16 protein-coding genes, 1 tRNA gene and 2 pseudogenes are annotated in these 21,911 nt (G+C 66.2%); 10 read left to right on the top strand and 9 right to left on the bottom strand.

The window, feature by feature from the left end:
• The first annotated feature begins 351 nt into the window (after positions 1 to 351).
• From ASE88_RS08320 to ASE88_RS08310, 4 genes and pseudogenes are all read left to right on the top strand, one after another.
• Positions 352 to 2,409 carry a M13 family metallopeptidase gene (locus tag ASE88_RS08320; RefSeq protein ID WP_156357044.1) on the top strand — a complete coding sequence of 686 codons (2,058 nt, stop codon included), beginning with the start codon at positions 352 to 354 and terminating at the stop codon, positions 2,407 to 2,409.
• Positions 2,410 to 2,713: 304 nt separating this feature from the next.
• A pseudogene (locus ASE88_RS18315) lies at positions 2,714 to 3,045 on the top strand (ArsR/SmtB family transcription factor).
• Positions 3,006 to 3,287, top strand: a pseudogene (locus tag ASE88_RS08315) (hypothetical protein); the annotation flags it as partial. The pseudogenes ASE88_RS18315 and ASE88_RS08315, both read left to right, overlap by 40 nt.
• Before the next feature lie 65 nt (positions 3,288 to 3,352).
• Positions 3,353 to 3,886 (top strand): hypothetical protein, encoded by a 534-nt coding sequence (locus tag ASE88_RS08310; RefSeq protein ID WP_235527879.1) that lies wholly within the window; start codon positions 3,353 to 3,355, stop codon positions 3,884 to 3,886.
• Between the two features lie 42 nt (positions 3,887 to 3,928).
• On the opposite strand, the gene ASE88_RS08305 is transcribed toward ASE88_RS08310, so the two are convergent.
• Positions 3,929 to 4,004, bottom strand: a tRNA-Thr gene (locus ASE88_RS08305).
• A gap of 132 nt (positions 4,005 to 4,136) precedes the next feature.
• On the opposite strand from ASE88_RS08305, the gene ASE88_RS08300 reads away from it, so the two are divergent.
• Positions 4,137 to 5,300, top strand: coding sequence for a hypothetical protein (locus ASE88_RS08300; RefSeq protein ID WP_056477467.1), 1,164 nt, complete (start codon positions 4,137 to 4,139; stop codon positions 5,298 to 5,300).
• Positions 5,301 to 5,376: 76 nt separating this feature from the next.
• The gene (locus tag ASE88_RS08295) at positions 5,377 to 9,993 is read left to right on the top strand and encodes an NAD-glutamate dehydrogenase (RefSeq protein WP_056477465.1); all 4,617 of its coding nucleotides are present in this window, start codon (positions 5,377 to 5,379) and stop codon (positions 9,991 to 9,993) included.
• 159 nt (positions 9,994 to 10,152) lie between these two features.
• Here the strand turns inward: ASE88_RS08295 and ASE88_RS08290 are convergent, their stop codons facing one another.
• From ASE88_RS08290 to ASE88_RS08255, 8 genes are all read right to left on the bottom strand, one after another.
• Positions 10,153 to 11,268 (bottom strand): PepSY-associated TM helix domain-containing protein, encoded by a 1,116-nt coding sequence (locus ASE88_RS08290; RefSeq protein WP_056477463.1) that lies wholly within the window; start codon positions 11,266 to 11,268, stop codon positions 10,153 to 10,155.
• Between the two features lie 73 nt (positions 11,269 to 11,341).
• The gene (locus ASE88_RS08285; protein WP_056477461.1) at positions 11,342 to 12,025 is read right to left on the bottom strand and encodes a Fe2+-dependent dioxygenase; all 684 of its coding nucleotides are present in this window, start codon (positions 12,023 to 12,025) and stop codon (positions 11,342 to 11,344) included.
• A complete protein-coding gene (locus tag ASE88_RS08280; RefSeq protein WP_156356982.1) occupies positions 12,019 to 12,765 on the bottom strand; it encodes a tetratricopeptide repeat protein in 747 nt (248 codons plus the stop codon). Before ASE88_RS08280 ends, ASE88_RS08285 begins: the two co-directional genes overlap by 7 nt.
• Positions 12,766 to 12,777: 12 nt before the next feature.
• Positions 12,778 to 15,264, bottom strand: a complete 2,487-nt coding sequence (locus ASE88_RS08275; RefSeq protein WP_056477459.1) for a TonB-dependent receptor — start codon at positions 15,262 to 15,264, stop codon at positions 12,778 to 12,780.
• Positions 15,265 to 15,338: 74 nt separating this feature from the next.
• Positions 15,339 to 15,581: a ribbon-helix-helix domain-containing protein gene (locus ASE88_RS08270; RefSeq protein WP_056477457.1), complete on the bottom strand. Its 243-nt coding sequence runs from the start codon at positions 15,579 to 15,581 to the stop codon at positions 15,339 to 15,341.
• A gap of 7 nt (positions 15,582 to 15,588) precedes the next feature.
• On the bottom strand, positions 15,589 to 17,412 hold the full coding sequence (cobT, locus tag ASE88_RS08265; RefSeq protein WP_055874630.1) for a cobaltochelatase subunit CobT: 1,824 nt from the start codon (positions 17,410 to 17,412) through the stop codon (positions 15,589 to 15,591).
• A 4-nt stretch (positions 17,413 to 17,416) separates the two neighbouring features.
• The gene (gene cobS, locus ASE88_RS08260) at positions 17,417 to 18,421 is read right to left on the bottom strand and encodes a cobaltochelatase subunit CobS (RefSeq protein ID WP_055874633.1); all 1,005 of its coding nucleotides are present in this window, start codon (positions 18,419 to 18,421) and stop codon (positions 17,417 to 17,419) included.
• A 297-nt stretch (positions 18,422 to 18,718) separates the two neighbouring features.
• Positions 18,719 to 19,243: a J domain-containing protein gene (locus ASE88_RS08255; protein WP_082463234.1), complete on the bottom strand. Its 525-nt coding sequence runs from the start codon at positions 19,241 to 19,243 to the stop codon at positions 18,719 to 18,721.
• A 123-nt stretch (positions 19,244 to 19,366) separates the two neighbouring features.
• Here ASE88_RS08255 and ASE88_RS08250 point away from each other — a divergent pair, with 123 nt between their 5' ends.
• The 4 genes from ASE88_RS08250 to ASE88_RS08235 all read left to right on the top strand — a co-directional run bounded on the left by ASE88_RS08250 (position 19,367) and on the right by ASE88_RS08235 (position 21,854).
• A complete protein-coding gene (locus tag ASE88_RS08250) occupies positions 19,367 to 19,654 on the top strand; it encodes a BolA family protein (RefSeq protein ID WP_056477455.1) in 288 nt (95 codons plus the stop codon).
• Complete coding sequence (locus ASE88_RS08245) at positions 19,654 to 20,361, top strand: glutathione S-transferase (RefSeq protein WP_056477453.1); 708 nt, start codon at positions 19,654 to 19,656, stop codon at positions 20,359 to 20,361. Before ASE88_RS08250 ends, ASE88_RS08245 begins: the two co-directional genes overlap by 1 nt.
• Positions 20,362 to 20,499: 138 nt before the next feature.
• Positions 20,500 to 20,949, top strand: coding sequence for an NUDIX hydrolase (locus tag ASE88_RS08240; RefSeq protein WP_056477451.1), 450 nt, complete (start codon positions 20,500 to 20,502; stop codon positions 20,947 to 20,949).
• 5 nt (positions 20,950 to 20,954) lie between these two features.
• Positions 20,955 to 21,854 carry a pirin family protein gene (locus ASE88_RS08235; RefSeq protein ID WP_056477450.1) on the top strand — a complete coding sequence of 300 codons (900 nt, stop codon included), beginning with the start codon at positions 20,955 to 20,957 and terminating at the stop codon, positions 21,852 to 21,854.
• The last annotated feature ends 57 nt before the right edge of the window (positions 21,855 to 21,911 follow it).

The raw sequence follows: 21,911 nt of genomic DNA, 5'->3' as shown, positions 1-21,911 counted from the left end.
GGGCATTCGAGGCGACTTGGATGCCCTTCTTACGTCTCGGAGTAAGCGCCAGGGCCGTTGGCAGCTGTAGCCATCCGACTCACCATGCACGATCCAAACGGTACGACTTGAGACATGCTCCCACGCTTTCGGAGAGCTCGTGAATATGATTGGCCCGCTGCATGGAAGACGATAGCTGGCATTCGGGGGCCCTTCCCCGCTTCCGAAACCTACGCATCCATTCATTATCCAGATGAGCTCGGCAGCATCTTGATGTGGGCCACATCATTGCATGGTTTCTGCTAGCGCGAAGCCATCATAAAGGTAAGGTGCAATGTCCTTAATCGGAGAAGATGGTTGGTTTTGAAGCATATGCCGCTTGTTGCCCTCCTCGGCGTCGTCGCGATCGGGAGTGCGGTTGCTCGCCAGACTGCGCAGCCGACAGCGGCAGTGCCAACGGATAACACCGCGGCGACCAGCTACGGCGCCTGGGGCTTTGACATGACAGGGATGGATCGTAGCGTGAAGCCGGGTGATGACTGGTTCCGCTTCGTCAATGGTGCGTGGGCGGACCGAACGAAGATCCCGCCGGATCGATCATCCTACGGTGCCTTCGCGGTTTTGCGCGACATTTCTGAGCAGAGGCTGCGTAGCCTCATCGGCCGCTATAGCGCTTCCGACACCGCGCATCCCGACCGGATGAAGGCAGCAATCCTTTACGCAGGGTTCATGGACACCGCCACTGCAGAGAAGCTCGACGCCGCACCGCTGACCCAGCGACTGGCGCCGCTGAGGGCTGCTACGTCGAAGGACGACATCGCACGGTTCATGGGGCGCTCGCTCGGCGGTTTTGGCGCCAGCTTCTTCGCGCCCGGCGTCAACGACGATGCCAAGCAGCCAGACGTGTACGCCCTCTATTTGCGGCAGTCCGGCTTGGGCCTCGGCGATCGCGACCTCTATATCGACGGCAAGTTCGCTCCACAGGTTGCGCGGTATCGGCAATATGTGACGCAGATGCTGACTCTTGCGGGATGGCCCGACGCCGAGGCCGCGGCGGGGAACGTCGTGGCGATGGAGACCAGGCTCGCGCAGGCGCACTGGACGCGCGCGCAGAGCCGCGACCGCGACAAGACCTACAACCCGACGACGCCCGCGCAGTTGGCGAGCCAGGCACCCGGTTTCCCCTGGGCGACCTTCTTCGAGGCTGCCGGCGTCGACGCCGCCAACCGCGCGATCGTGGCGCAGAACACCGCCTTCCCCAGCATCGCCAAGGTGTTCGCCGAGAGTGACCTCGATACGCTGAAGGCGTGGGAGGCGTTCCGCATCACCGACGACATCGCACCACTCCTTTCGAAGCGCTTCGTCGACGCGCAATTCGAGTTTCGCTCGAAATTCCTGAACGGCCAGCCGCAGCAGCGCGAGCGCTGGAAGCGCGCGGTGGCGTTCGCCGAGAATGGCGTCGGTGAGGGAATCGGGCGGGACTATGTCGCGCTCTACTTCCCGCCTGCGTCCAAGGCGAAGATGGACCAGCTCGTCCGCAATTTGCGCGTGGCGTTGGCTGGGCGAATCCGCAATCTAAGATGGATGGGCGCTGCCACGAAGGAGCAGGCGCTCGACAAGCTCCGGGGCTTTAACGTCAAGATCGGCTACCCAGACAACTGGCGGAACTATGCCGGCCTCGAAATCAAACCGGGCGACCTTGTCGGCAACGCAGAGGCCGCGCAACGCTTCGAATGGGATTACCGGCGGGCACGGATCGGCATTCCGGTCGACAAGGCTGAATGGGGAATGACGCCACAGACGGTCAACGCCTATTATAACTCGGTCAAGAACGAGATCGTCTTCCCGGCCGCAATCCTGCAGCCGCCCTTCTTCGACCCAAGGGCGGACGACGCCGTGAATTATGGCGGCATCGGCGGCGTGATCGGCCATGAGATCAGCCACGGCTTCGACGACCAGGGCCGAAAGTCGGACGGCCGTGGCGTTCTGCGCGACTGGTGGACGGCGGAGGACGCGACCAAGTTCGAGGCACAGGCGGCAAGGCTAGGCGAACAGTACGAGGCGTACAGCTTCGACGGGCTGCCCGGCATTCACATCAATGGCCGCGCTTCGATGGGCGAGAACATAGGCGATCTTGGCGGGGTGCTGATCTCGCTCGACGCGTATCACACCTCGCTAGGCGTCAAGGCTGCCCCCGTGCTTGGCGGCTTCACCGGCGATCAGCGCTTTTTCCTGGGTTGGGGACAGGTTTGGCGGACGCTGTTCCGGGACGAGGCGCTCCGACAGCAGCTGGTCAGCGACCCGCACTCGCCGGGTCAGATCCGTGCGGTGAACCCGCTACGCAACGTGGATGCTTGGTACGCCGCGTGGAAGATTGACCCTGGCCAGAAGCAGTATCTCGCACCGGCCGACCGCGTACGGATCTGGTAACAGTGCCATCCGCCCGATAACTACGGCGCGGCGGCAAACGGGTAGCTCAGGATTTGAAGTAACTTGCTCCACCTATTCGTCTGCCAGCGATACTCATCGGCGCGAAGACTCAGTTGTGGACGTGCACGGCGAGAATTTCACTTCCCAACTTTGGCCCTTCGTTCATGGGGACGTGGGCCCATGCCGCACGCATTCCCCACGGCCGGGCGGCACGCCAGATTTCTCGAAAAAGATGGTGAACCGATAAAATCGGCTTCGGAGATCTCCAGCTAGCGGCGTCTGACATATCCTCTGTGCTGGATATATGGAAAACGATTCGGCTATTGCTGCACTTACCGCTCTCGCACGGGGCACTCGCCCCGACGTTTTCCGCCTACTGGTTCGCCACGAACCAGATGGGTTGGCCGCCGGCGAAATCGCACGCCAACTTAAGGTGCTGCAAAATACTATGTCCGCGCATCTTGGCATCCTCTCTCGTGCCGGCATCGTCCGTTCCGAACGGCGTAGCCGCTTGATCGTCTACCGCGCCGATCTGGACGGGCTGCGCACACTAACCCTGTTCCTCGTCAAGGACTGCTGTGCTGGCTACCCGAACTATGCGCGCCGCTTCTGGCCGAACTCACCCCATGCCGCTGAAAGGATGCCTCGTGGCCGTCGATATCGTGATCTATCACAACCCCGAGTGCGGCACGTCGCGCAACACGCTGGCGATGATCCGCAATGCCGGCATCGAGCCGCACGTTGTTGAATATCTGAAGACGCAGCCTTCACGCGCGCTGCTTGTCGAGCTTATCAGTCGCGCTGGAATCACGCCCCGCGATCTGCTGCGCGAGAAGGGGACACCCCATGCGGAGCTCGGTCTTAGTGACGCGGCGCTATCAGACGACGCGCTGGTGGACGCCATGTTAGCGCATCCGGTTCTCATCAATCGGCCGCTGCCGTTGTGGACATCAACGTAGCGGCCGACCGTGAGCAGTGGTGGCCAGGTGCGCCGACGATCGACCTGAACCCGCAGGGCAGGACGCAGAACAAGAAGTATCGCGCTTTGGTGCCGGTTCTCCCAACGCTCGATCGCTGGCTGCGCGCCGAATACGCGACGTTCATGGACCTCAAGCCGGAAGACCGCGCCGGCCGCGGCTGGCTGGTCAACTACCACGGCCGTCCCGTCCAGGACGTCGACCGGGCATGGGACGCGATGCTTACGAAGCTCGGACTGCCGAAGGGCCGCGATTGGCGCTCGTACCTGTTGCGCCACAGCGTCGCGACGCTCGCGCGCAACCGCGGCGCTACGAAGTGGGACCTAGAGGGCTTCATGGGTCACAGCGACGGCAGCCAGACCGAGGTCTACGCGATTGGCGAATTTCCCAGCGTCGTCACCGCACTGACCGGCATTTTACCGACCTTGAACGTCTTGCCCCCGGTGCATTGCACCGAACCTGCACCGAACAGCCAGACACCGCAGCGCAGGCCGGAGTGATAAAAATGTGAGGTAAAACAATCACTTGTCGCCTGGAAAAAATGGTGCCGCTTACAGGACTCGAACCTGTGACCCCCGCATTACGAATGCGATGCTCTACCAGCTGAGCTAAAGCGGCCCGACGTTGGATGTCTCCGGTCGAGGTGGCGGCGCTTAACAGGGGATCTGGGGGCTGACAAGCGGTTTGCACGTTTACGCGGCGTTTACCACGGGCGGTGCACAAGCGGGGCGGTGACTTGGGGACGCTGGCATGGATACGGTACATGGGCTCGACAGCGAGAAGAACGATGGTCCGGATGGCATCGTGGCGCTTGCGGGGAACGGCGGCGACCGGGACGGTAGCGCCGACCCCGACGCCCATAGCCGTACCGGCGAATCGACCGATGCCGGGGTGAACGACGTGATGTTCGATCTCGGCGGCGACGAGCGGCGGATGCATGTGCGCGCCTATACGCACTGGGTGTCGCTGCTGGACGGACGGCCGTACCCGTCGATCGCCAACCTCGAGCCCGAAACCATCACCGATTTCGGCCCGCACAGCGTGCTGCTCGATTTCAGCCACGGGATGGGCGATCCGCGAATCGCATATCTCGGTCGTGCGCTGCGCGAGGAATGCGGGCTGGAGGGGCCGATCGCGACGATCGCCGACGTACCCAGCCGGTCGCTGCTGTCCCGTCTTACCGATCATTACCTGCAGATCATCGCGAATCGCGCGCCGATCGGCTTCGAGGCGGAGTTCGTCAGCAGCCGAGGCCGGACGACGTTGTACCGCGGGATCCTGATGCCGTTCTCGTCCATCGGCGACACGATCGATTTCATCTACGGCGTCATCAACTGGAAGGAACTGGCGGACGACACCCTGCAGGCGACGCTGGCGGCCGAACTCGATGCCGCCGCGCGCGCGACGCCGCCGTTGCCGGCCAAGGTCGCACAGGTCTGGGCCGATGGTCCGAGTGGCGGATTCGCAAGCGAGCCGACCACGCCGGTCGTGCCCGAACTGGTGTTGGACGATCCGATGCCGGCGGACGATGTCCTTGCGGGGGCGCTTGGCGAGCAACTGGCGATGGCGCGCGAAACTGCCGCGCAGGCCCGCGCTGCCGAAGCGCGCAGCCGCGCCGCACTGCACCGGGCGCTTGGTCGCGCGCATGATCTCGCTGTGTCGGCGGCGCGCGACGGCGACGACTACGCCGCATTGCTGTCGGCTGCGTGCCTGCCGGGTCATGGAACGGCGCTGACGCAGATCGTCGCGCTTGTGTTCGGACCCGACTTCGACGTGGAGCGACGGACCGCGTTTGCGCACGTGTTGGCACACGCGCAGCGTCATCAGGTGCCGATCGGCGGAATGACAAGCTTTATCAGCGGATTCGGCGGCGATCTCGCTGCAATCGCTGCTGCCGAAGTCGCTGCGACTTAGGTGCAGCGCAGCATATTCCTTCGCACCTGCCACAAGCCTTGAGATAGCCGGACGGCGGGCGCATAGGCCCTGACCTATGGCGAACCAATCGTTGAAGACGCTCACCGACACCCTTGCGGGCCGGTTGACCGAACGGGCCCTTCCGGGCGAATTGAAGGACTTCGGTGCGAGCGAGGTCGCGCAGGCCGCGGCGTTCGTGGCCGCGACTGCCGCGCACCGCGATGACGGTGCGCCGGCGATCGCGATCGAGCCGATCAGCGCGGACGATACGCGGCGGCGGATGCGGCTCGCGATCGTCAACGACGACATGCCGTTCCTGGTCGATTCGATCGCGGCGGCGATCGGTGCGCAGGACATCGCGGTCGATCGAATCATCCACCCGGTCGTCCGGACGACGCGGACCCCCGATGGCACGCTGCAGGCGATCGACGCGGATGGCCAAGGCGCGGGCCGCCCCGAATCGATGATCTATCTGGAGATGGAGCGTGCCGACGCGCGCGACCGTCGCGGGCTGATCGAAGACCTTACCGCGGTGCTGGCCGACGTGCGGGCGGCGGTAACCGACTGGCGCGCGATGCAAGCCGCGCTCGACGACGATATCGCCAAGCTGCCCGAGGGCGAAGGTGCGGCGCTGTTGCAGTGGTTCCTGAGCGGGCACCTCACGTTGCTCGGGCACCAGATCTGGCATCGTGACGGGAGCGGTCACGCCGCGCTCGGCATCGCGCGCAACGACCACCGCGTGCCGATCCTCGCGGAAGCATCGCGCGCACTCGCGATCAAATGGTTCGAGGCGGGCAACGATGCGCCACTGTTGCTCAAGTCCAACCTGATCTCGACCGTCCACCGCGCCGTGCCGCTCGATCTGGTGCTGGTGCCGGTGATGGAAGGCGCGACCGTCGCCGGGCTGTCGATCTATAGCGGGTTGTGGACCAGCGCCGCGCTGGCGGCGATGCCGCGCGACGTGCCGGTGCTGCGCGCGCGGCTGGCGGCGCTGAAGAACAAGTTCGGGTTCGATCCGCGCGGCCACGCCGGCAAGGCGCTGACGCATGCGTTCACCGCGCTCCCGCATGACCTCGTGATCGCGTTCGCCCCCGATGCGCTCGAGGATCTGGCGCTGACCGCGATGAGCCTCGCGGATCGGCCGCGGCCCGCGCTCGTGCTCGTCGAATCGGCGCTCGGCCGGCACCTGTTCGGGTTCGTCTGGCTGCCGCGTGACGACGTCACGACCAGCCGCCGGGTCGCGATCGGCGACATGCTGGCCGAGGCGGCGAATGCGAGCATCCTGAACTGGTCGATCGCGCTCGAGGACGGCGAGGTCGCGATGATTCGCTACACGCTCGATCTGCGCGGGGAAGGCCGGATGCCCGACGTCGCGCCGCTTGCGCTGCGGTTGCAGCGGATGGTGCGCGGCTGGGTGTCGGACGTCGAGGCCGCCCTGGTCGAGACGTTGCCGCCAGCGCGCGCCGCGCGCCTCGCGCTCAAATGGGCCGCCGCGTTCCCCCAGAATTACCGCAACCTCAGCACTCCCGCCGAGGCTGCCGAGGATATCCAGCGGATCGCTGCCCTGACCGATCCCGCCGCGCGCGGTGTGCGGCTGGTCCCCAGCGACGTCGGTGCCGATCCGCAGCTCAAGATCTACAAGCTGGGCGGCGCACTGCCGCTGTCGGACGCCGTGCCGGTGCTGGAAAACTTCGGCTTCCGCGTGATCGGTGAACTCCCGACGCGGCTGCGCGACGACAGCGTGCCGTTCGTGCATGACTTCGTGCTGGAGGCCAATGACGCAGCGCAGCAGAGCGATGCCGGCATTCTGGAGGGCGCGATCGCGGCGGTGCTGGAAGGCGCGGCGGAGAATGATGCGTTCAACCGGCTGATCGTCGAACTCGGCATGCGTCCCGAAGCCATCGTGCTGTTCCGCGCGTGGTTCCGGTATCTGCGTCAGGCCGGGCTCCCTTACGGGCTGACCACCGTCGTCGATGCGTTGCGGCGTGCACCGAAGGTCGCGGCGGCGCTGATCGCGCGCTTCACCGCGGTTCATCATCCGGAGCATCCAGGCAACGCGATCGAGGCGGACCAAGCGATCGAAGCCGGCCTCGACGCGGTGACTGCGATCGACGACGACCGTATCCTGCGCGCCTATCGCAACCTGATCGCGGCGACGCTGCGCACCAACGCGTTCACGCCCGCCGCGTCGGAGGCGCTCGCGTTCAAGCTCGACAGCCATCTGATTCCCGGCCTTCCCGCGCCCGTGCCGTGGCGCGAAGTGTGGGTCTATTCGCCACGCGTCGAGGGCATCCACCTACGCGCCGGCCCGGTCGCGCGCGGCGGCCTGCGCTGGTCTGATCGTCGCGACGATTTCCGCACCGAGATCCTCGGGCTGATGAAGGCGCAGCGCGTCAAGAACGCGGTGATCGTGCCGACCGGCGCGAAGGGCGGCTTCTATCCGAAACAGCTCCCTGCCCCGTCGAACCGCGACGCATGGCTCGCCGAGGGGACCGAGAGCTACCGGATCTTTATCCGCACCTTGCTGTCGATCACCGACAACATCGTCGAGGGCAAGATCGTCCATCCGGACGGCGTGACGATCCTCGACGGCGAGGATCCGTATTTCGTCGTCGCGGCGGACAAGGGTACCGCGACGTTCAGCGACGTGGCCAACGCGCTCGCGCTCGAACGCGGATACTGGCTCGGCGACGCGTTCGCGAGCGGCGGCTCGGTCGGCTACGACCACAAGGCGATGGGCATCACCGCCAAGGGCGCATGGCTCAGCGTCCAGCGGCACTTCGCCGAACGCGGCCTCGACGTGCAGAGCGAGAGCATCACCGTCGTCGGCTGCGGCGACATGTCGGGCGACGTGTTCGGCAACGGCATGCTGCTGTCGAAGACGCTGAAGGTCATCGCGGCGTTCGATCACCGCCACATCTTCCTCGATCCCGATCCCGATCCGGCGGCGAGCTGGACCGAGCGCAACCGGATGTTCGCGCTGCCGCGGTCGAGCTGGGCGGATTACGATGCGACGCTGATCTCGAAGGGCGGCGGCGTGTTCGCGCGCACCGACAAGATCGTGAAACTGTCGCCGGAGGTGCAGGCTGCGCTCGGCGTGACGGTGAGCGAGATGGAGCCGGGTGCGCTCATTTCGGCGATTCTCAAGGCGCCCGCCGACCTGCTCTGGTTCGGCGGTATCGGCACCTATGTGAAGGCCGCCTCCGAGGCGAACGTCGCGGTCGGCGATCCGGCGAATGACCGGTTGCGCGTCAATGCCGAGGATCTGCGCGTGATCGCGATCGGCGAAGGCGCGAATCTGGGTGTCACGCAGGCCGCACGCATCGCGTTTTCGGCGCGCGGCGGGCGGATCAACACCGACTTCATCGACAATTCGGCGGGCGTCGACTGCTCGGATAACGAGGTCAACATCAAGATCGCGCTCAACCGCGAGATGATCGAGGGCCGGCTCGAGTACGAGGATCGCAACACGCTGCTCGCCAGCATGACCGATGACGTCGCGCACCTCGTGCTGGAGGACAACCGCCTGCAGACGCTGGCGCTGTCGATCGCCGAGGCGGATGGCGCGGTGGCGATGCCGAGCTATGTCCGCGTGATCGAGATCTTCGAGAGCGCCGGCCGGCTCGACCGTGCGGTCGAGGGCCTCGCGTCGAACGACATCCTGCTGCGTCGCGGCCAGGATGGGTTGGGGCTCACGCGCCCTGAACTGGCCGTGCTGCTGGCGACCGCCAAGCTCGGGTTGCAGGACGCGATCGAGCATGGCGACATCGCCAAGGACGACGCGTTGAAGCCCGACCTTCACGCCGCCTTCCCCGCGGCGATGCGCGAGCGGTTCGAAACGGCGATCGACGAGCATCGGCTGCGGCCCGAGATCGTCGCGACCAAGCTCGCCAACCGGATCGTCAACCGACTGGGCATCCTCTACCCGTTCGAACTGGCGGAAGAGGAAGGCGCGGCGATGGGCGATATCGCGGCGATGTTCGTCGTCGCCGAGCGCCTGTTCGACCTGCCGGCACTGTGGGCGGAGATCGAGACGGCCGTCATGCCCGAGGCGGCGCGGATCGCGCTGTTCGACGAGGTGGCGGTCGCGACTCGTTCGCAGATCGCCGATCTGTTGCGCGTGTCGGCACCGGGGACGGCACCGGGCGACGTACTCGCGCGACTGGCGAAGGGCATCACGCAACTCGACAGCCAGACTGCGGCGTTGCTGCTCGAGGAGGCGAGTGCGCAGAGCAGCCGTATCGCGGGCCAGCTCGAAGCGGTCGGTGCACCAAGCGATCTGGTGCGCAAGGTGGTGCGGTTGTTCGAGATGGACGGCGCGGTCGGGCTGGCCGATCTCGGCGAGCGGATGACGCTCGACGAGGCGGTCCTCACACGTGCGTTCACGCATCTCGGGCAGGCGCTCGGGCTGGACTGGGCGCAGGCGAACGCGGCGCGGATCAGCCCGACCGATCCGTGGGAGCGCCTGCTGATTGCCGGCCTTGCGCGCGATTTCCAGCAGCTGCGGCTGGAGTTCCTCGCGCGTCGCGGGGCGCAGGATCCGCAGGGTGCTGTCGAGGCCTGGCTGACCGCGAACGCAACGCGCGTGGCGCAGTTCAAGGCGGTGATCGACCGCGCGCGGCATGCCGCGGTCCCGAATGCGGCGATGCTGGCGCAGATCGCCGGGCAGGCCCGGGTTCTGCTAGGCCGGTAGTTCTTGCCCTCTCCCTTCAGGGGAGAGGGAGGGGCCCGCACGCGCTCGCGTGTGGGAGGGTGAGGGGCATGAGGCTCGGGACGCGAACCCCACAGCCCCTCACCCTCCCGTCGCCTACGGCTCCGCCTTCCCTCTCCTCAAGGGGAAGAGGGACAAGCATTACGCCCGCGCCGCCTTCTTGGCCGCGAGCTCCGCCTTCCAGCCGCGCGCGCGCCACCACATGATCACCCCGGTCACCGCGAGCACCGCGGGCAGGATCCCGCCGAGGAAGATGATCGCCTGCCACAGCGCGCCCATGTCGGTGCCGTCGTGGATCCGTCGCATCCACCGCGCCACGCCTGTCTGCGGCCGTGCGGGCGCGGCCGTCGCGCCGCCGGTGTCGTCGGCGATCTTCACCCCGACCGGCGTGCTGCCGCGCGCGAACGTCACCGTCCAGTCGGCGCTGAGATCGGTCGGCCACGTGACGCTGCGCAACGGCGCGCCGCCGGCGAGAGACCGCGCCTTGCCGATCGCCACGGCGAGCGGCTGCGCCGGTTTCGCGAGCGGCTTCGCGCGCATCATCGCGCCGCGATCGGGACCCCCGCGCGGCCGCGACGCCTCGCCGGTGATCTTGCCGAGGAATTGCGGGAACGCGATCCACGCACCGGTCAGCGACAGCACGAACAACGGTAGCGCGATCCAGAAGCCGAACAGGTGATGCAGGTTCGTATCGGCGTTGCGATGCCGCCGGTAGCGCAGCCCGCGCGTCCATTTGCCGATCGTCGGCCACCACAGCCACAGCCCGGTAAAGCACGACACCATCATCGCCACGCCGATCCAGCCGACGATCGACCTGCCGACGCCGGGCAGTTGCAGGCTGCCGTGCAGGACGTGGAGGAACCGAACCAGCCCCCCGTTCGACGCCGACACCTCCAGCACGCGCGCGGTCGGCGGATCGAGATACACCATCGTCCGTTGCGGCGGGCCCGGCCGCTTAGGCGCGCTGCCCGCAGCGGCGGCGGCAACCACGACGGGTCCGCCATCCGTAGGCATGGTCAGCTGCGCGATCCGCTCGCCGTGCGTCAGCCGGGCCGCCGCCGCCGCGACATAGGCGTCCGGGTCGCGCACCGTCGTTCCCGACACCGCATAACGGCTTGGATCGACAATCCGGTCGAGCGCATCGTGCCACACCAAAGCCGCGCCGCTGAGCGACAGCGGAATGATCAGGACAGCCAGGATCAGCCCGATCCACTTATGGACCTGGAACCACGCGCGTCGCATCGCCAGCTTATTCATCGCATATTCCCCCGTTCGTGCAGCGTGGCATGGCGGGCCTACGCAAGTCCATCCATCCCCTTTCCGCGCGTGCCTAGACATCGGCCCAGCGGCGTAGCAGATTATGATACACGCCGGTCAGCCGCACCGTTGCCGGATCGCCCTGCCCCTGCGCGGCCGCGACCGCCTGGACGCCCTGGTCGAGGTCGAACAGGATCCGTCGCGCACCGTCGTCGCGGACCATCGACTGCAGCCAGAAGAACGACGCCACCCGCACCCCGCGCGTCACCGGCGCGACGCGGTGCAGGCTGGAGGCGGGATAGAGCACCATGTGCCCCGCGGGCAGCTTGACCGATTGCGGCCCGAACTGATCCTCGATCACCAGCTCGCCGCCATCATAGCCGTCGGGATCGGCGAGGAAGAGCGTCGCCGACAGGTCGCTGCGGATGCGGAAGTCGGAGCCGCGCTTGATCCGGACCGCAGTGTCGACGTGCAGCCCGAAATCCTGCCCACCGGCATAGCGGTTGAACAGCGGTGGGAAGACTTTCAGCGGCAGCGCGGCGGCGACGAACAGCGCCGACTGGCCGAGCGCATCGAGGATCATCCCGCCTGCCTCGCGCGCCGCGACGGAGTCCTCGGGCAATTGCTCGTTGCGCTTGGTCAGCGCGCTTTGGGAGCCGGACGTCGCGTTGCCGTCGATCCAGTCTGCCGCGTCGATCAGCGCACGGATCCGCGTAACGCCAGCGGGATCGAGCACGTCGGGGATCGCGATCAGCACTGGCCACCCTCCCGCAGCGCCGCGACGCCACGCGTGCGGAAGGCCGGGATCGCGCTGGACGCGAGCCACGCCTCCGCCTTGGCGAGAAACGCCGCATTTCCGCGCTGCCCAGCCTGTTGCAGCCACCCCAATGCCATCTCGATCTCCCCCGCCGCCCCGAGCATCCGCGCGTGATTGAAACACCCGCGGAAATCGCCGCCCTCGGCCGCCCGGGCGTAACAGTCGGCGGCGCGGTCAAGATCGCGATCGCACGCCCACCCGTCTTCGGCAAAGCTGCCGACGAAGTTGAGCGCCTTCGCACTCGCCAATCCCGAGTCCATCGCCGCCACGCGTTTCAGCCACGCCAGCGCGGCCGGCTTGTCCTCGGCCACGCCGTCACCCAGCGCGAGCAAGGTCGCATAATTGTACATCGCCCAGTCGAGCCCGCGCTCGGCCGCGATACGGTAGCATTCGGCGGCGCGCGCCTTGTCGACGCGCGTACCCCAGCCGAGATCGTAGCAGCGCCCGACCATGTTGAGCGCCATCACGTGATGCTGCGCCGCGGCCTTGGTGAACCAACCGAGCGCCGCGACGGGATCGGCGGCGACGCCGGTGCCGTCGAGCAGCATCTGCCCATAGACCGCCTGCGCCTCCGCGACGCCCGCGTCCGCAGCCTCGCGCACGAACGCCGCGCGCTCGTCCGGACTGCCGGAAAGGCGCGCGGCGATGGCGTCGGGCGTCAACGTATCGATCGCCGTCACGGCCACCCCTTTTTAGAAACGCAGGTTCACGGTGCCGAACACCGTACGGCCGGCCGCTATCGACGCATAATGGCTGGTGAAGGTCTGCGAGAAATAGGTCTTGTTCGTCAGATTCTGCGCGTTGACGCTGAGGTCGATAGTGTCGGTCAGCTTGTAACTCGCGCGCGCATCGAAGCGCCAGTAATCGGGGATGCTGCGCGTCAGCACCTTGGTTGCCGGATTGACCGAGACGACGCCGGCATCGTTCTGCGTTGCGGTGCGGTTGTCGGCATAGCCACCGATCTGCTCGTCCATGTACAACGCGGTGCCACCGATCTGGAGCCGCTTGGTCACGTCGATATTGGTCGTCGCTGTAAAGCTGTTCTTGGCGGTCTGCGGTACCTGCTTGCCGGTGTTGACCGAGACCACACCAATCGTTCGTGCAGGCTGGATGCCGGGACGCGCCGCGGCGGTCAGCGTCGTGAAACCGCCGTCGATGATCTTGGGGTCGAGATGCGTGAACCCGCCGAACACGGTCCAGCCGGGCAGGATCGTCCCGCTGACGTTAAACTCGATACCGCGGATCCGCGTCTCGCCGATGAACGATGCGGTGTTGGTGTCGTCGAGCACGCGCGCGTTGGAAATCTCGGTCTGGAACACCGCGGCGCCGAGCTGGAGCTGCTCGCCGAACAGGCTGGCCTTGGCACCCACCTCGTACGACTTGGTTTTTTGCGGATTCAGCAAGTTGAGCACCGCCGCGGAGATCGCATTGTCCTCGCGGCCCTCGCCGAGCAGGCTGTTGGGGGGTGTGGCGGCGGTCGCGTAGCTTGCGTACAGGCTGGTTTCCGACGTCGGCTTGAAGACGAGGCCGGCCTGCCAGTTGAACAGATTGTCGACCCGCTTGATTCGCGTTTGCTGGGCACCTGGCAAGGTAACTGTCGACTGGAAGCGATCGTAGCGCGCACCGAGGTTCAGGATCAGCGCGGGCATCAACGTGATCGAATCGAACGCGTAGACCGCCTTGGTATTTGCGTCGTTCTGCGTCTCGGTCGAGGGCGCACCCTTCACGATGGGCGTCTGGGTGGTCGACGTATCGCTCGTGTAGTTGACCCACGGCGCATACGGATTTGGATCGAACAGGCTGACGCAGTAGGACCGCGCGATCGTGACCGTGTCGCAGCGCGGGCTGATCGTCGATCCGTTCGCCGACACGAACGTCCCGCGCCGCGTCTTCTCCCAGGAGATTTCGGTGCCGAGCGAGAAGCTGTGCTCGATACCGCCGGTGTTGAACTTCCCGTACAGGTCGGTCTGGTCGACGATGCTCTCGCTATAGCCATAGCGCGTGTTGCCGCGCGTCCAGACATAGCCGCCGCCCGTCACCTTCGTACCGCCCGTGATGGGATTGACGCCACTGGTTGCCGTCGCGGTGGTGCCATAGACATTGCCCTGGCTGTCATCGGGCAACGTGAAGATGAAGCTTTGCGAGCTGTGCGTGTAGCGTGCGGTGTTACGTAGCGTGATGCCGCCAAAATCATGCTCGACGCGGAGCGTCGCCTGATTGGTGGTCGCATCGCGGAAGTCGCGCGCCGCCAGCCCGTAGAAGGTCTTGCGCGAGACATAGCCGGTCTGGCCGCTGGCGGTCGTCACGGTGCCGAGCGCGGGCTGGGTCGTGACGTTGCCGGTGCCGGGATGATTGGCGATCGTGTAGAGATAGGGGATGCCGCTGTCGGGCAGTTCCTCGCTCTCCATATGATAGAAGCTCGCGGTCAGCCGGGTCGGCGTGCCGAGCCCGACCGCGAACGACGGCGCGATGCCCCAGCGTTTCTGCCAGATCGCATCACGTCCTGCGACGTCCTGATCATGCCACATCCCCTCGATGCGGAAGGCGGCGGTGTCGGAGACCTTGAGGTTCACGTCACCCGTGACGCGCTTATAGTCCGCCTCGCCGTAGCTGGCGCCGAGCGATCCGAAGGTGTCGAGCTGCGGCAGGCGCGACAGGATGTTGATCGTGCCCCCCGCCGAGCCGCGACCGCCGAGCGTCGAATCCGAGCCGCGAACGATCTGGACCGAATCAACCGCGAATACTTCGCGCGTCTGCGACGCTAGATCGCGGACGCCGTCGACATAGATGCTGCCCTGGCTGTCGAACCCACGGATGAAGGGACGGTCGCCGATCGGATTGCCACCCTCCGCCGCGCCGAAGGTGATGCCGGGCACGGTGCGCAGCGCGTCGGCGAGGCTGTTCGAGCCGGTCTGCTCAATCACTTCCTTGGGCAGGACGATCACCGACCGCGGCGTGTTGACCAGCGGCGCGACCTGCTTGGGGCCTTCGTCGTGAATGCGCTGGCCGTTGACGAGGATTTCCTCGCGCTGCTGCGCATCCGTCACTGGTGCCGCCGCCTTGTCGGCATCCGCCGCATAGGCCGGCGCGGTCGCGAAGGCACCGACGCACGACAGAGCAAGGAACGCGGGCACGGAGGACGAACGCGGCAACGATGCGCGCGGCGACGGTAGCGACATGGACAAACCCCTTTGTTCTTGAGGGGCTCGCTATTGAGAGTCGTTCGCACTGTCAACGCTAATGCGAGTAGTTCTCAACGCAAATTAACGAAGAGCCATGTTCTCAACGCGCTAGCAAGATTGGGCGGATCGTCTGCGACAATGCGAATGGCGTCGATCTCGGCGACGAGCGCCGACAGCGGCAGCGCGAGACGCGTGGCCGCGGCTTCGAGCGCCTGCCAGAAGACGGGTTCGAGACTGATCGAGGTCTGGTGGCCAGCGATGGTGATCGAGCGTTTGACGGGGCCGTGGAAGCCGCCGGCTGGCGCCTCGATCACGCGGCGATCACTCGGTGTCGAACAGCGACGCGAGCTGTTCGATGATCGTCCCGCCAAGCTGCTCGACATCCATGATCGTCACGGCGCGCGCATAATAGCGGGTGACGTCGTGGCCGATGCCGATCGCGACGAGCTCGACCGGCGACTTGCTCTCGATCCAGCCGATCACCTGGCGCAGATGGCGTTCGAGGTACGAGCCCGAGTTCACGCTAAGCGTCGAATCATCGACCGGCGCGCCGTCGCTGATCACCATCAGGATGCGACGCTCCTCGGGCCGCGCGACCAGCCGCGCATGCGCCCACATCAGCGCCTCGCCGTCGATATTTTCCTTAAGCAACCCCTCGCGCATCATCAGCCCGAGCGAGTTGCGCGCGCGCCGCCACGGTTCGTCGGCGCGCTTGTAGACGATGTGACGAATGTCGTTGAGCCGCCCCGGCTGCGGCGGACGCCCGGCGGCGAGCCACGTCTCGCGGCTCTGTCCGCCCTTCCAGGCGCGCGTCGTGAAGCCGAGGATCTCGGTCTTCACACCGCAGCGCTCGAGCGTGCGCGCGAGGATGTCCGCGCTGATCGCCGCGATCGAGATCGGTCGTCCGCGCATCGATCCCGAATTGTCGATCAGCAGGGTCACGACGGTATCGCGGAAATCGGTCTCGCGCTCGGCCTTGTAGCTCAGCGACAGCGTCGGGTTGACGATCACGCGCGCCAGCCGCGCGGCGTCGAGAATGCCCTCCTCCTGGTCGAAATCCCACGACCGCGACTGCTGCGCCATCAGGCGGCGCTGCAGGCGGTTGGCAAGCTTCGACACGGTCGATTGCAGATGCACGAGCTGCTGGTCGAGATAGCCGCGCAGCCGCGCCAGTTCGTCCGCGTCGCACAGCTCGGTCGCGGCGATCACCTCGTCGAACTGCGTCGTCCACGGCTTGTAGTCGAACGCGCCGCCCATGTCCGCGAAGGGGCGGTTCGGGCGGACCGGCTGCATCCCCTCCTCGCCATCGTCGCCTGGCTCGCCGTCGATGTCGTCCATCGACTCGTCGCTCTGCTCCTGGCCGTCGCTTTCCTCGTTCTGCTGCTCGGCCTGTTCGCCGCGCGCCTCGACTTCGCCCTGGCCGTCCTCGCCCTGGTCGTCGCCTTCGTCGCCCTCGTCCTGCTGCTGCTCGTCGGTGCCCTCGTCCTCGGAGCCGCCCTCGTCGCTCTCCTCGGGGACCTGATCGCCTTCGACGAGTTCCAGCTCCTGCAGCATCTTCCGCGCGAGACCCTGGAATGCTTTCTGGTCGTCGAGCGCGTAGGCCAGCGCGTCGAGATCGGTCTTGCTCTCGATCCACTCACGCACCAGCGCGAGCCCGGGCGCGGCGATCGCGGGCGAATCCTGCCCGGTCAGCTTCTCGCGCACCATCAGGCCAAGCGCGGTCGACAGCGGCACTTCGTCACGATTGCGCGCACGCGTGATCGGATCGGCGCGGAGCCGAACGTCGAGCGCACGATCCAGATTGTCCGCGATCCCCGCATAGCCGCGCGACCCGAGCGCCTCGATCCGCGCGGTCTCGACCGAATCGAAAACCGCGCGGGCGACTGCTTCGACCGGTGCGGCGCGGTTGTGCAGCGCGATGTCGTGCAGCTTCAGCCGCAGCGCGAAGCCATCGGCGAACCCACGCGCCTCCGCCACCTGCTCGGCCGGCAAGGCGCGGGCGGGCATCGGCACCTTGATATGCTTGCCGCTCTGCGTCGGCGCGTCCGCGGTGAAGGCGAGCTCGACCTCGGGCTCCTCCGCGATTGCGCGTGCCGTCCCGGCCAGAACCGCCTTAAAGCGATCGAGAGGCGTTTCGTTCGCCAAAAGCTTACGCCTTGCCCACCACGCTCTCGGGGAGATCCTTGCCGAACACGCGCTGGTAATATTCCGCCACCAGCGGCCGCTCGGCCTCGTCGCACTTGTTGAGGAAGCTCAACCGAAATGCGAAGCCGACATCGCCGAAGATCAGCGCGTTCTGCGCCCAGGTGATCACGGTGCGCGGGCTCATCACGGTCGAGATGTCACCGTTGACGAAGCCCTTGCGCGTCATGTCGGCGACGCGGACCATGTTCTCGACGACCTTCTTGCCGTCGGGCTTGTCATATTCGCCCGACTTGGCGAGTACGATCTGCGCCTCGACCTTGGCGGGCAGGTAGTTGAGCGTGACGACGATGTTCCAGCGATCCATCTGGCCCTGGTTGATCTGCTGCGTGCCGTGATACAGCCCGCTGGTGTCGCCGAGGCCGACCGTGTTGGCGGTCGCGAACAGGCGGAACCACGGGTTCGGGCGGATCACGCGGTTCTGGTCCAGCAACGTCAGCTTGCCCTCGGTCTCCAGCACGCGCTGGATCACGAACATCACGTCCGGGCGCCCTGCGTCATATTCGTCGAACACGAGCGCAGTCGGGGTCTGAAGCGCCCAGGGCAGCAGGCCTTCGCGGAACTCGGTGATCTGCTGGCCGTCCTTGAGCACGATCGCGTCGCGACCGATCAGGTCGATTCGGCTGATATGCGCGTCGAGGTTGATGCGGATGCACGGCCATTTGAGGCGCGCCGCAACCTGCTCGATATGCGTCGACTTGCCGGTGCCGTGATAGCCCTGGACCATCACGCGACGGTTATGCGCAAAGCCGGCAAGGACGGCGAGCGTGGTGTCCGCATCGAAGACATACGCCGGATCGAGATCGGGAACGCGCTCGTCGGCTTCCGAGAAGGCGGGCACTTCCATGTCGGAATCGATGCCGAACATCTCGCGCACCTTGACCATGCGGTCGGGGGCGTCGAGGATCGTGGTCTCGCGGCTGTCGGGCTGGGTATTCGGGATATCGGTCATGTTGGCCTCGTGTTCCCGGTAGCTCTAGGCCAAGCGCGGGCTGTTACTCAACCGCCGCTGTACGATTGGTCGGGCGATTGACCGGATGAGTTAGACGAACCGCCGGGATAGCAGCGGGTTCCGGATCGGGCGGCGTGAAATCTCGATCAGAGTAAGCATGCATCATACCGCACGGCCGTCATCCGAGCGAACGCCGGAATCCCACAACCGTCATCCCAGCGAACGCTGGGATCCAGAGCCCCACTCGATTCCATGCTCGGCTCTGGATCCTGGGTCGAGCCCAGGATGACGGAGTGGTTACGCGAACGCGGCCGCGCCCTTCAGATGCTGGTACGCGGCGATCACCTTCTGCAACTCCGATTCATGCGCACGGTCGCCGCCGTTGCGATCGGGGTGATAGCGGCGCACGAGTTCGCTGTAGCGTTTGCGCAGCGTGGTCCGGTCGGTGTCCGTCCCCAGCCCGAGCACGCGCAACGACCGTCGTTCGCCATCGGATAACACGCGACCGTCCTTGCGCGCTGCCGCCATCCGTTCCCCGAAGCGCGCACCGATCGCGTCGATCGGGTCGGCGAAGTCCGCCCATTTGGGCGGCGTGTCGCCGCCGCCATGCGCGAACGCACGCGTCTCGCGCTCCCAGCCCGCCATCGGCCGCTGGGCATGATGGATCTCGTCCGCGGTCATCCCGTCGAAGAAATTATAGCCGGCGTTGAACGCGCGGACATGCTCGAGGCAGAACCAGCGGAACTGCGGCGGCCCGCTGTCACTCGGCCCTTCCAAAGGCGGCGCGCGAAATTCGCCCGGTCCTTCGCAATCGCGCCACATGCAGACGCGCCCGGTCCCTTCCACGCGGCCGTGAAAGCGCGGGCTGGGGCGTTCCTTGCGATTGTTCTCACCGTCTTCGCTCACTGGCTCCCCGCGCTTTCCGAAACGGGCTATATAGGTTCGATGACAGACCTCGCCACCGGCTCCGTACAGGACCAGATCACCGCGCGCCTCACCACCGCGCTCGCGCCCACGCAGCTGACCGTCGTCAACGAGAGCGGACTCCATGCCGGCCACATGGGCGACGACGGCACTGGCGAAACGCATTTCCGCGTCGAGGTGGAAACACCGGCATTCGAAGGCCTTACTCGCGTCGCGCGGCAGCGGCTCGTGAACCAGGCGCTCGCCGACCTGTTGAGCACGAAGATCCACGCGCTCGCCATCAAGGCCCGCGCGCCCGGGGAGCTCTGATGGCGTACAAGCTCTGGTACTGGCCCTCGCTCCAGGGACGCGGCGAGTTCGTCCGCCTCGCGCTCGAAGGGGCAGAGATCGCGTATGAGGATTGCGCGCGCGGCGTAGGCGAAGAGGGTTTGCTCGCCGATCTGAACGACCGCACCGGACGGACGCCGTTCGCGCCGCCCTATCTCGAACTCGACGGGCTGGTCATCGCGCAAGTCGCCAACATCCTGCTGTATCTCGGCGAGCGGCATTCGATCGCGCCGTCGACCATGGCCGACCGGCTGTGGCTCAACCAGTTGCAGCTGACGATCGCGGACCTCGTCGCAGAGGTCCACAACGTCCACCATCCGGTCGCGATGATGGACTATTACAACGACCAGAAGCCCGAGGCCGCGCGCGCTGCCAAGCAGTTCCGCGAGGAGCGCCTCCCGAAATTTCTCGGCCATTTCGAGGATGCGGCGCAGGCAAACCCGGGTGATTGGCTGATCGACCATAAATGGGGCTATGCCGACACCTCGCTGTTCCAGATCGTCGAGGGGCTGCGCTACATGTTTCCGCAGCGGATGAAGACGCTCGAGCCGGAGTATCCCAATCTTATCCGCATACACGATCAGGTCGCCGAGCTGCCGGGGATCAAGGCGTATCTGAAAAGCGACCGCCGGATCGCGTTCAACACCGACGGCATCTTCCGCCATTATCCCGAACTGGATGCGGCATGAGCATGCCCGAATCCTCCCCCGCCAGGGGGAGGTGGATCGCGCAGCGAGACGGAGGGGGCGGGAAGCGATGACCGCTGTTCCGTGTCCTCCCCCTCCGTCAAGCTTTGCCTGCCACCGCCACCTGGCGGGGGAGGATTCATGAGCGGGCGCACACCGCGCCCTGCCGCGCGGATCCTGCTGGTCGACGGTGAAGACCGCGTGCTGATGTTCCGCTTCACGCCCGACGATCGCCCGCCGCTATGGTGCACGCCCGGCGGCGCGGTCGATCCGGGCGAGAGCTATGCCGCCGCCGCGCGCCGCGAGCTCTGGGAGGAGGTCGGCCTTGACATCGACTGCGGCCCCGAGGTCGCGCAACGGACGATCGACTTCCTGACCTTCGACGGCGTCGAGGTCACCGCGGACGAACGCTATTTCCGGGTCGACGTCGACACGTGCGACGTGAAGGCGGGCAATCTCACCGAACAGGAGAAGCAACTGCTCGTCGGTCACCGGTGGTTTTCCCGAAACGACATCGTCGCGCATGACGAAACCATCTATCCAGCAGATCTGGTCGACCTTCTCGACGCCTCGGAACCTGCCAAGGGATAGCGCACATGCTCGATGATTTCGTTCTCCAGACCATCCTGCCGTCGACGCACGATCTGGGCGGGTTCAAGGTCCACCGGACGCTGCCCAACAAGGAACGGACGATGGTCGGCCCGTTCCTGTTCTTCGACCAGATGGGCCCCGCGCATCTCGAGGTCGGATCGGGCATCGACGTGCGGCCGCATCCGCACATCAACCTGTCGACCGTCACCTATCTGTTCGACGGCGCGATCGACCACCGCGATTCGCTCGGCACGCAGGCGCGGATCGAGCCCGGCGCGGTCAATCTGATGACCGCGGGCCACGGCATCGTCCATTCCGAACGCTCGCCCGGCGACGAGCGCGCCGGGGGGCCGACGCTGTCGGGGATCCAGACCTGGCTGGCGATGCCCGAGGCGGTCGAGGAGATCGATCCCGCGTTCGAGCACGTCACCAAGGCGCAATTGCCGGTGATCGATGCGCATGGCGCGCGCTCGCGGATCATCATGGGGAGTCTGTGGGGCCAGACCGCACCGACCACGACCTATTCGGGCACGATCTACGCGGACATCGCGCTCGATCCCGGCGCGAGCGTGCCGATCGATGCGGCGGCGGAGGAACGCGCGATCTATCTCGCGATGGGCGAGGCGACGCTGGAGGGCGTGCCGCTCGAACCACAGGTGCTCTACGTGCTGCGTCCCGGCATTGCGGCGACGCTCCGCTCGGCGACCGGGGGGCGTGCGATGCTGTGCGGCGGCGACGCGTTCACGAGCCCGCGCCACGTCTGGTGGAACTTCGTCAGCTCCAGCCGCGACCGGATCGAACAGGCGAAACGCGACTGGAATGCGGGCAATTTCCCGAAGGTGCCCGGCGACGAGAAGGAATGGATCGAGATCCCCGCGGTCCCGAAGACCGTCAGCTACCCCTGAGAAATCCTCCCCGCCAGGGGGAGATCGCGCAGCGAGACGGAGGGGGAGGACACGGAA

Origin of the sequence: Sphingomonas sp. Leaf38 (genome assembly GCF_001421825.1) — a bacterium.
In the GTDB taxonomy this organism is placed as follows: domain Bacteria; phylum Pseudomonadota; class Alphaproteobacteria; order Sphingomonadales; family Sphingomonadaceae; genus Sphingomonas.
Note: the sequence above shows the minus strand (reverse complement) of the source record. Positions and strands in the feature narration are given on the sequence as shown.

Bases quoted from the DNA above. Each gene is read 5' to 3' on its own strand.
- ASE88_RS08320 (WP_156357044.1), top strand. From the start codon at position 352: ATGCCGCTTGTTGCCCTCCTCGGCGTCGTCGCGATCGGGAGTGCGGTT.
- ASE88_RS08300 (WP_056477467.1), top strand. From the start codon at position 4,137: ATGGATACGGTACATGGGCTCGACAGCGAGAAGAACGATGGTCCGGAT.
- ASE88_RS08295 (WP_056477465.1), top strand. From the start codon at position 5,377: ATGGCGAACCAATCGTTGAAGACGCTCACCGACACCCTTGCGGGCCGG.
- ASE88_RS08290 (WP_056477463.1), bottom strand. From the start codon at position 11,268: ATGAATAAGCTGGCGATGCGACGCGCGTGGTTCCAGGTCCATAAGTGG.
- ASE88_RS08275 (WP_056477459.1), bottom strand. From the start codon at position 15,264: ATGTCGCTACCGTCGCCGCGCGCATCGTTGCCGCGTTCGTCCTCCGTG.
- cobS (WP_055874633.1), bottom strand. From the start codon at position 18,421: ATGACCGATATCCCGAATACCCAGCCCGACAGCCGCGAGACCACGATC.
- ASE88_RS08255 (WP_082463234.1), bottom strand. From the start codon at position 19,243: ATGTGGCGCGATTGCGAAGGACCGGGCGAATTTCGCGCGCCGCCTTTG.
- ASE88_RS08250 (WP_056477455.1), top strand. From the start codon at position 19,367: ATGACAGACCTCGCCACCGGCTCCGTACAGGACCAGATCACCGCGCGC.
- ASE88_RS08245 (WP_056477453.1), top strand. From the start codon at position 19,654: ATGGCGTACAAGCTCTGGTACTGGCCCTCGCTCCAGGGACGCGGCGAG.
- ASE88_RS08240 (WP_056477451.1), top strand. From the start codon at position 20,500: ATGAGCGGGCGCACACCGCGCCCTGCCGCGCGGATCCTGCTGGTCGAC.
- ASE88_RS08235 (WP_056477450.1), top strand. From the start codon at position 20,955: ATGCTCGATGATTTCGTTCTCCAGACCATCCTGCCGTCGACGCACGAT.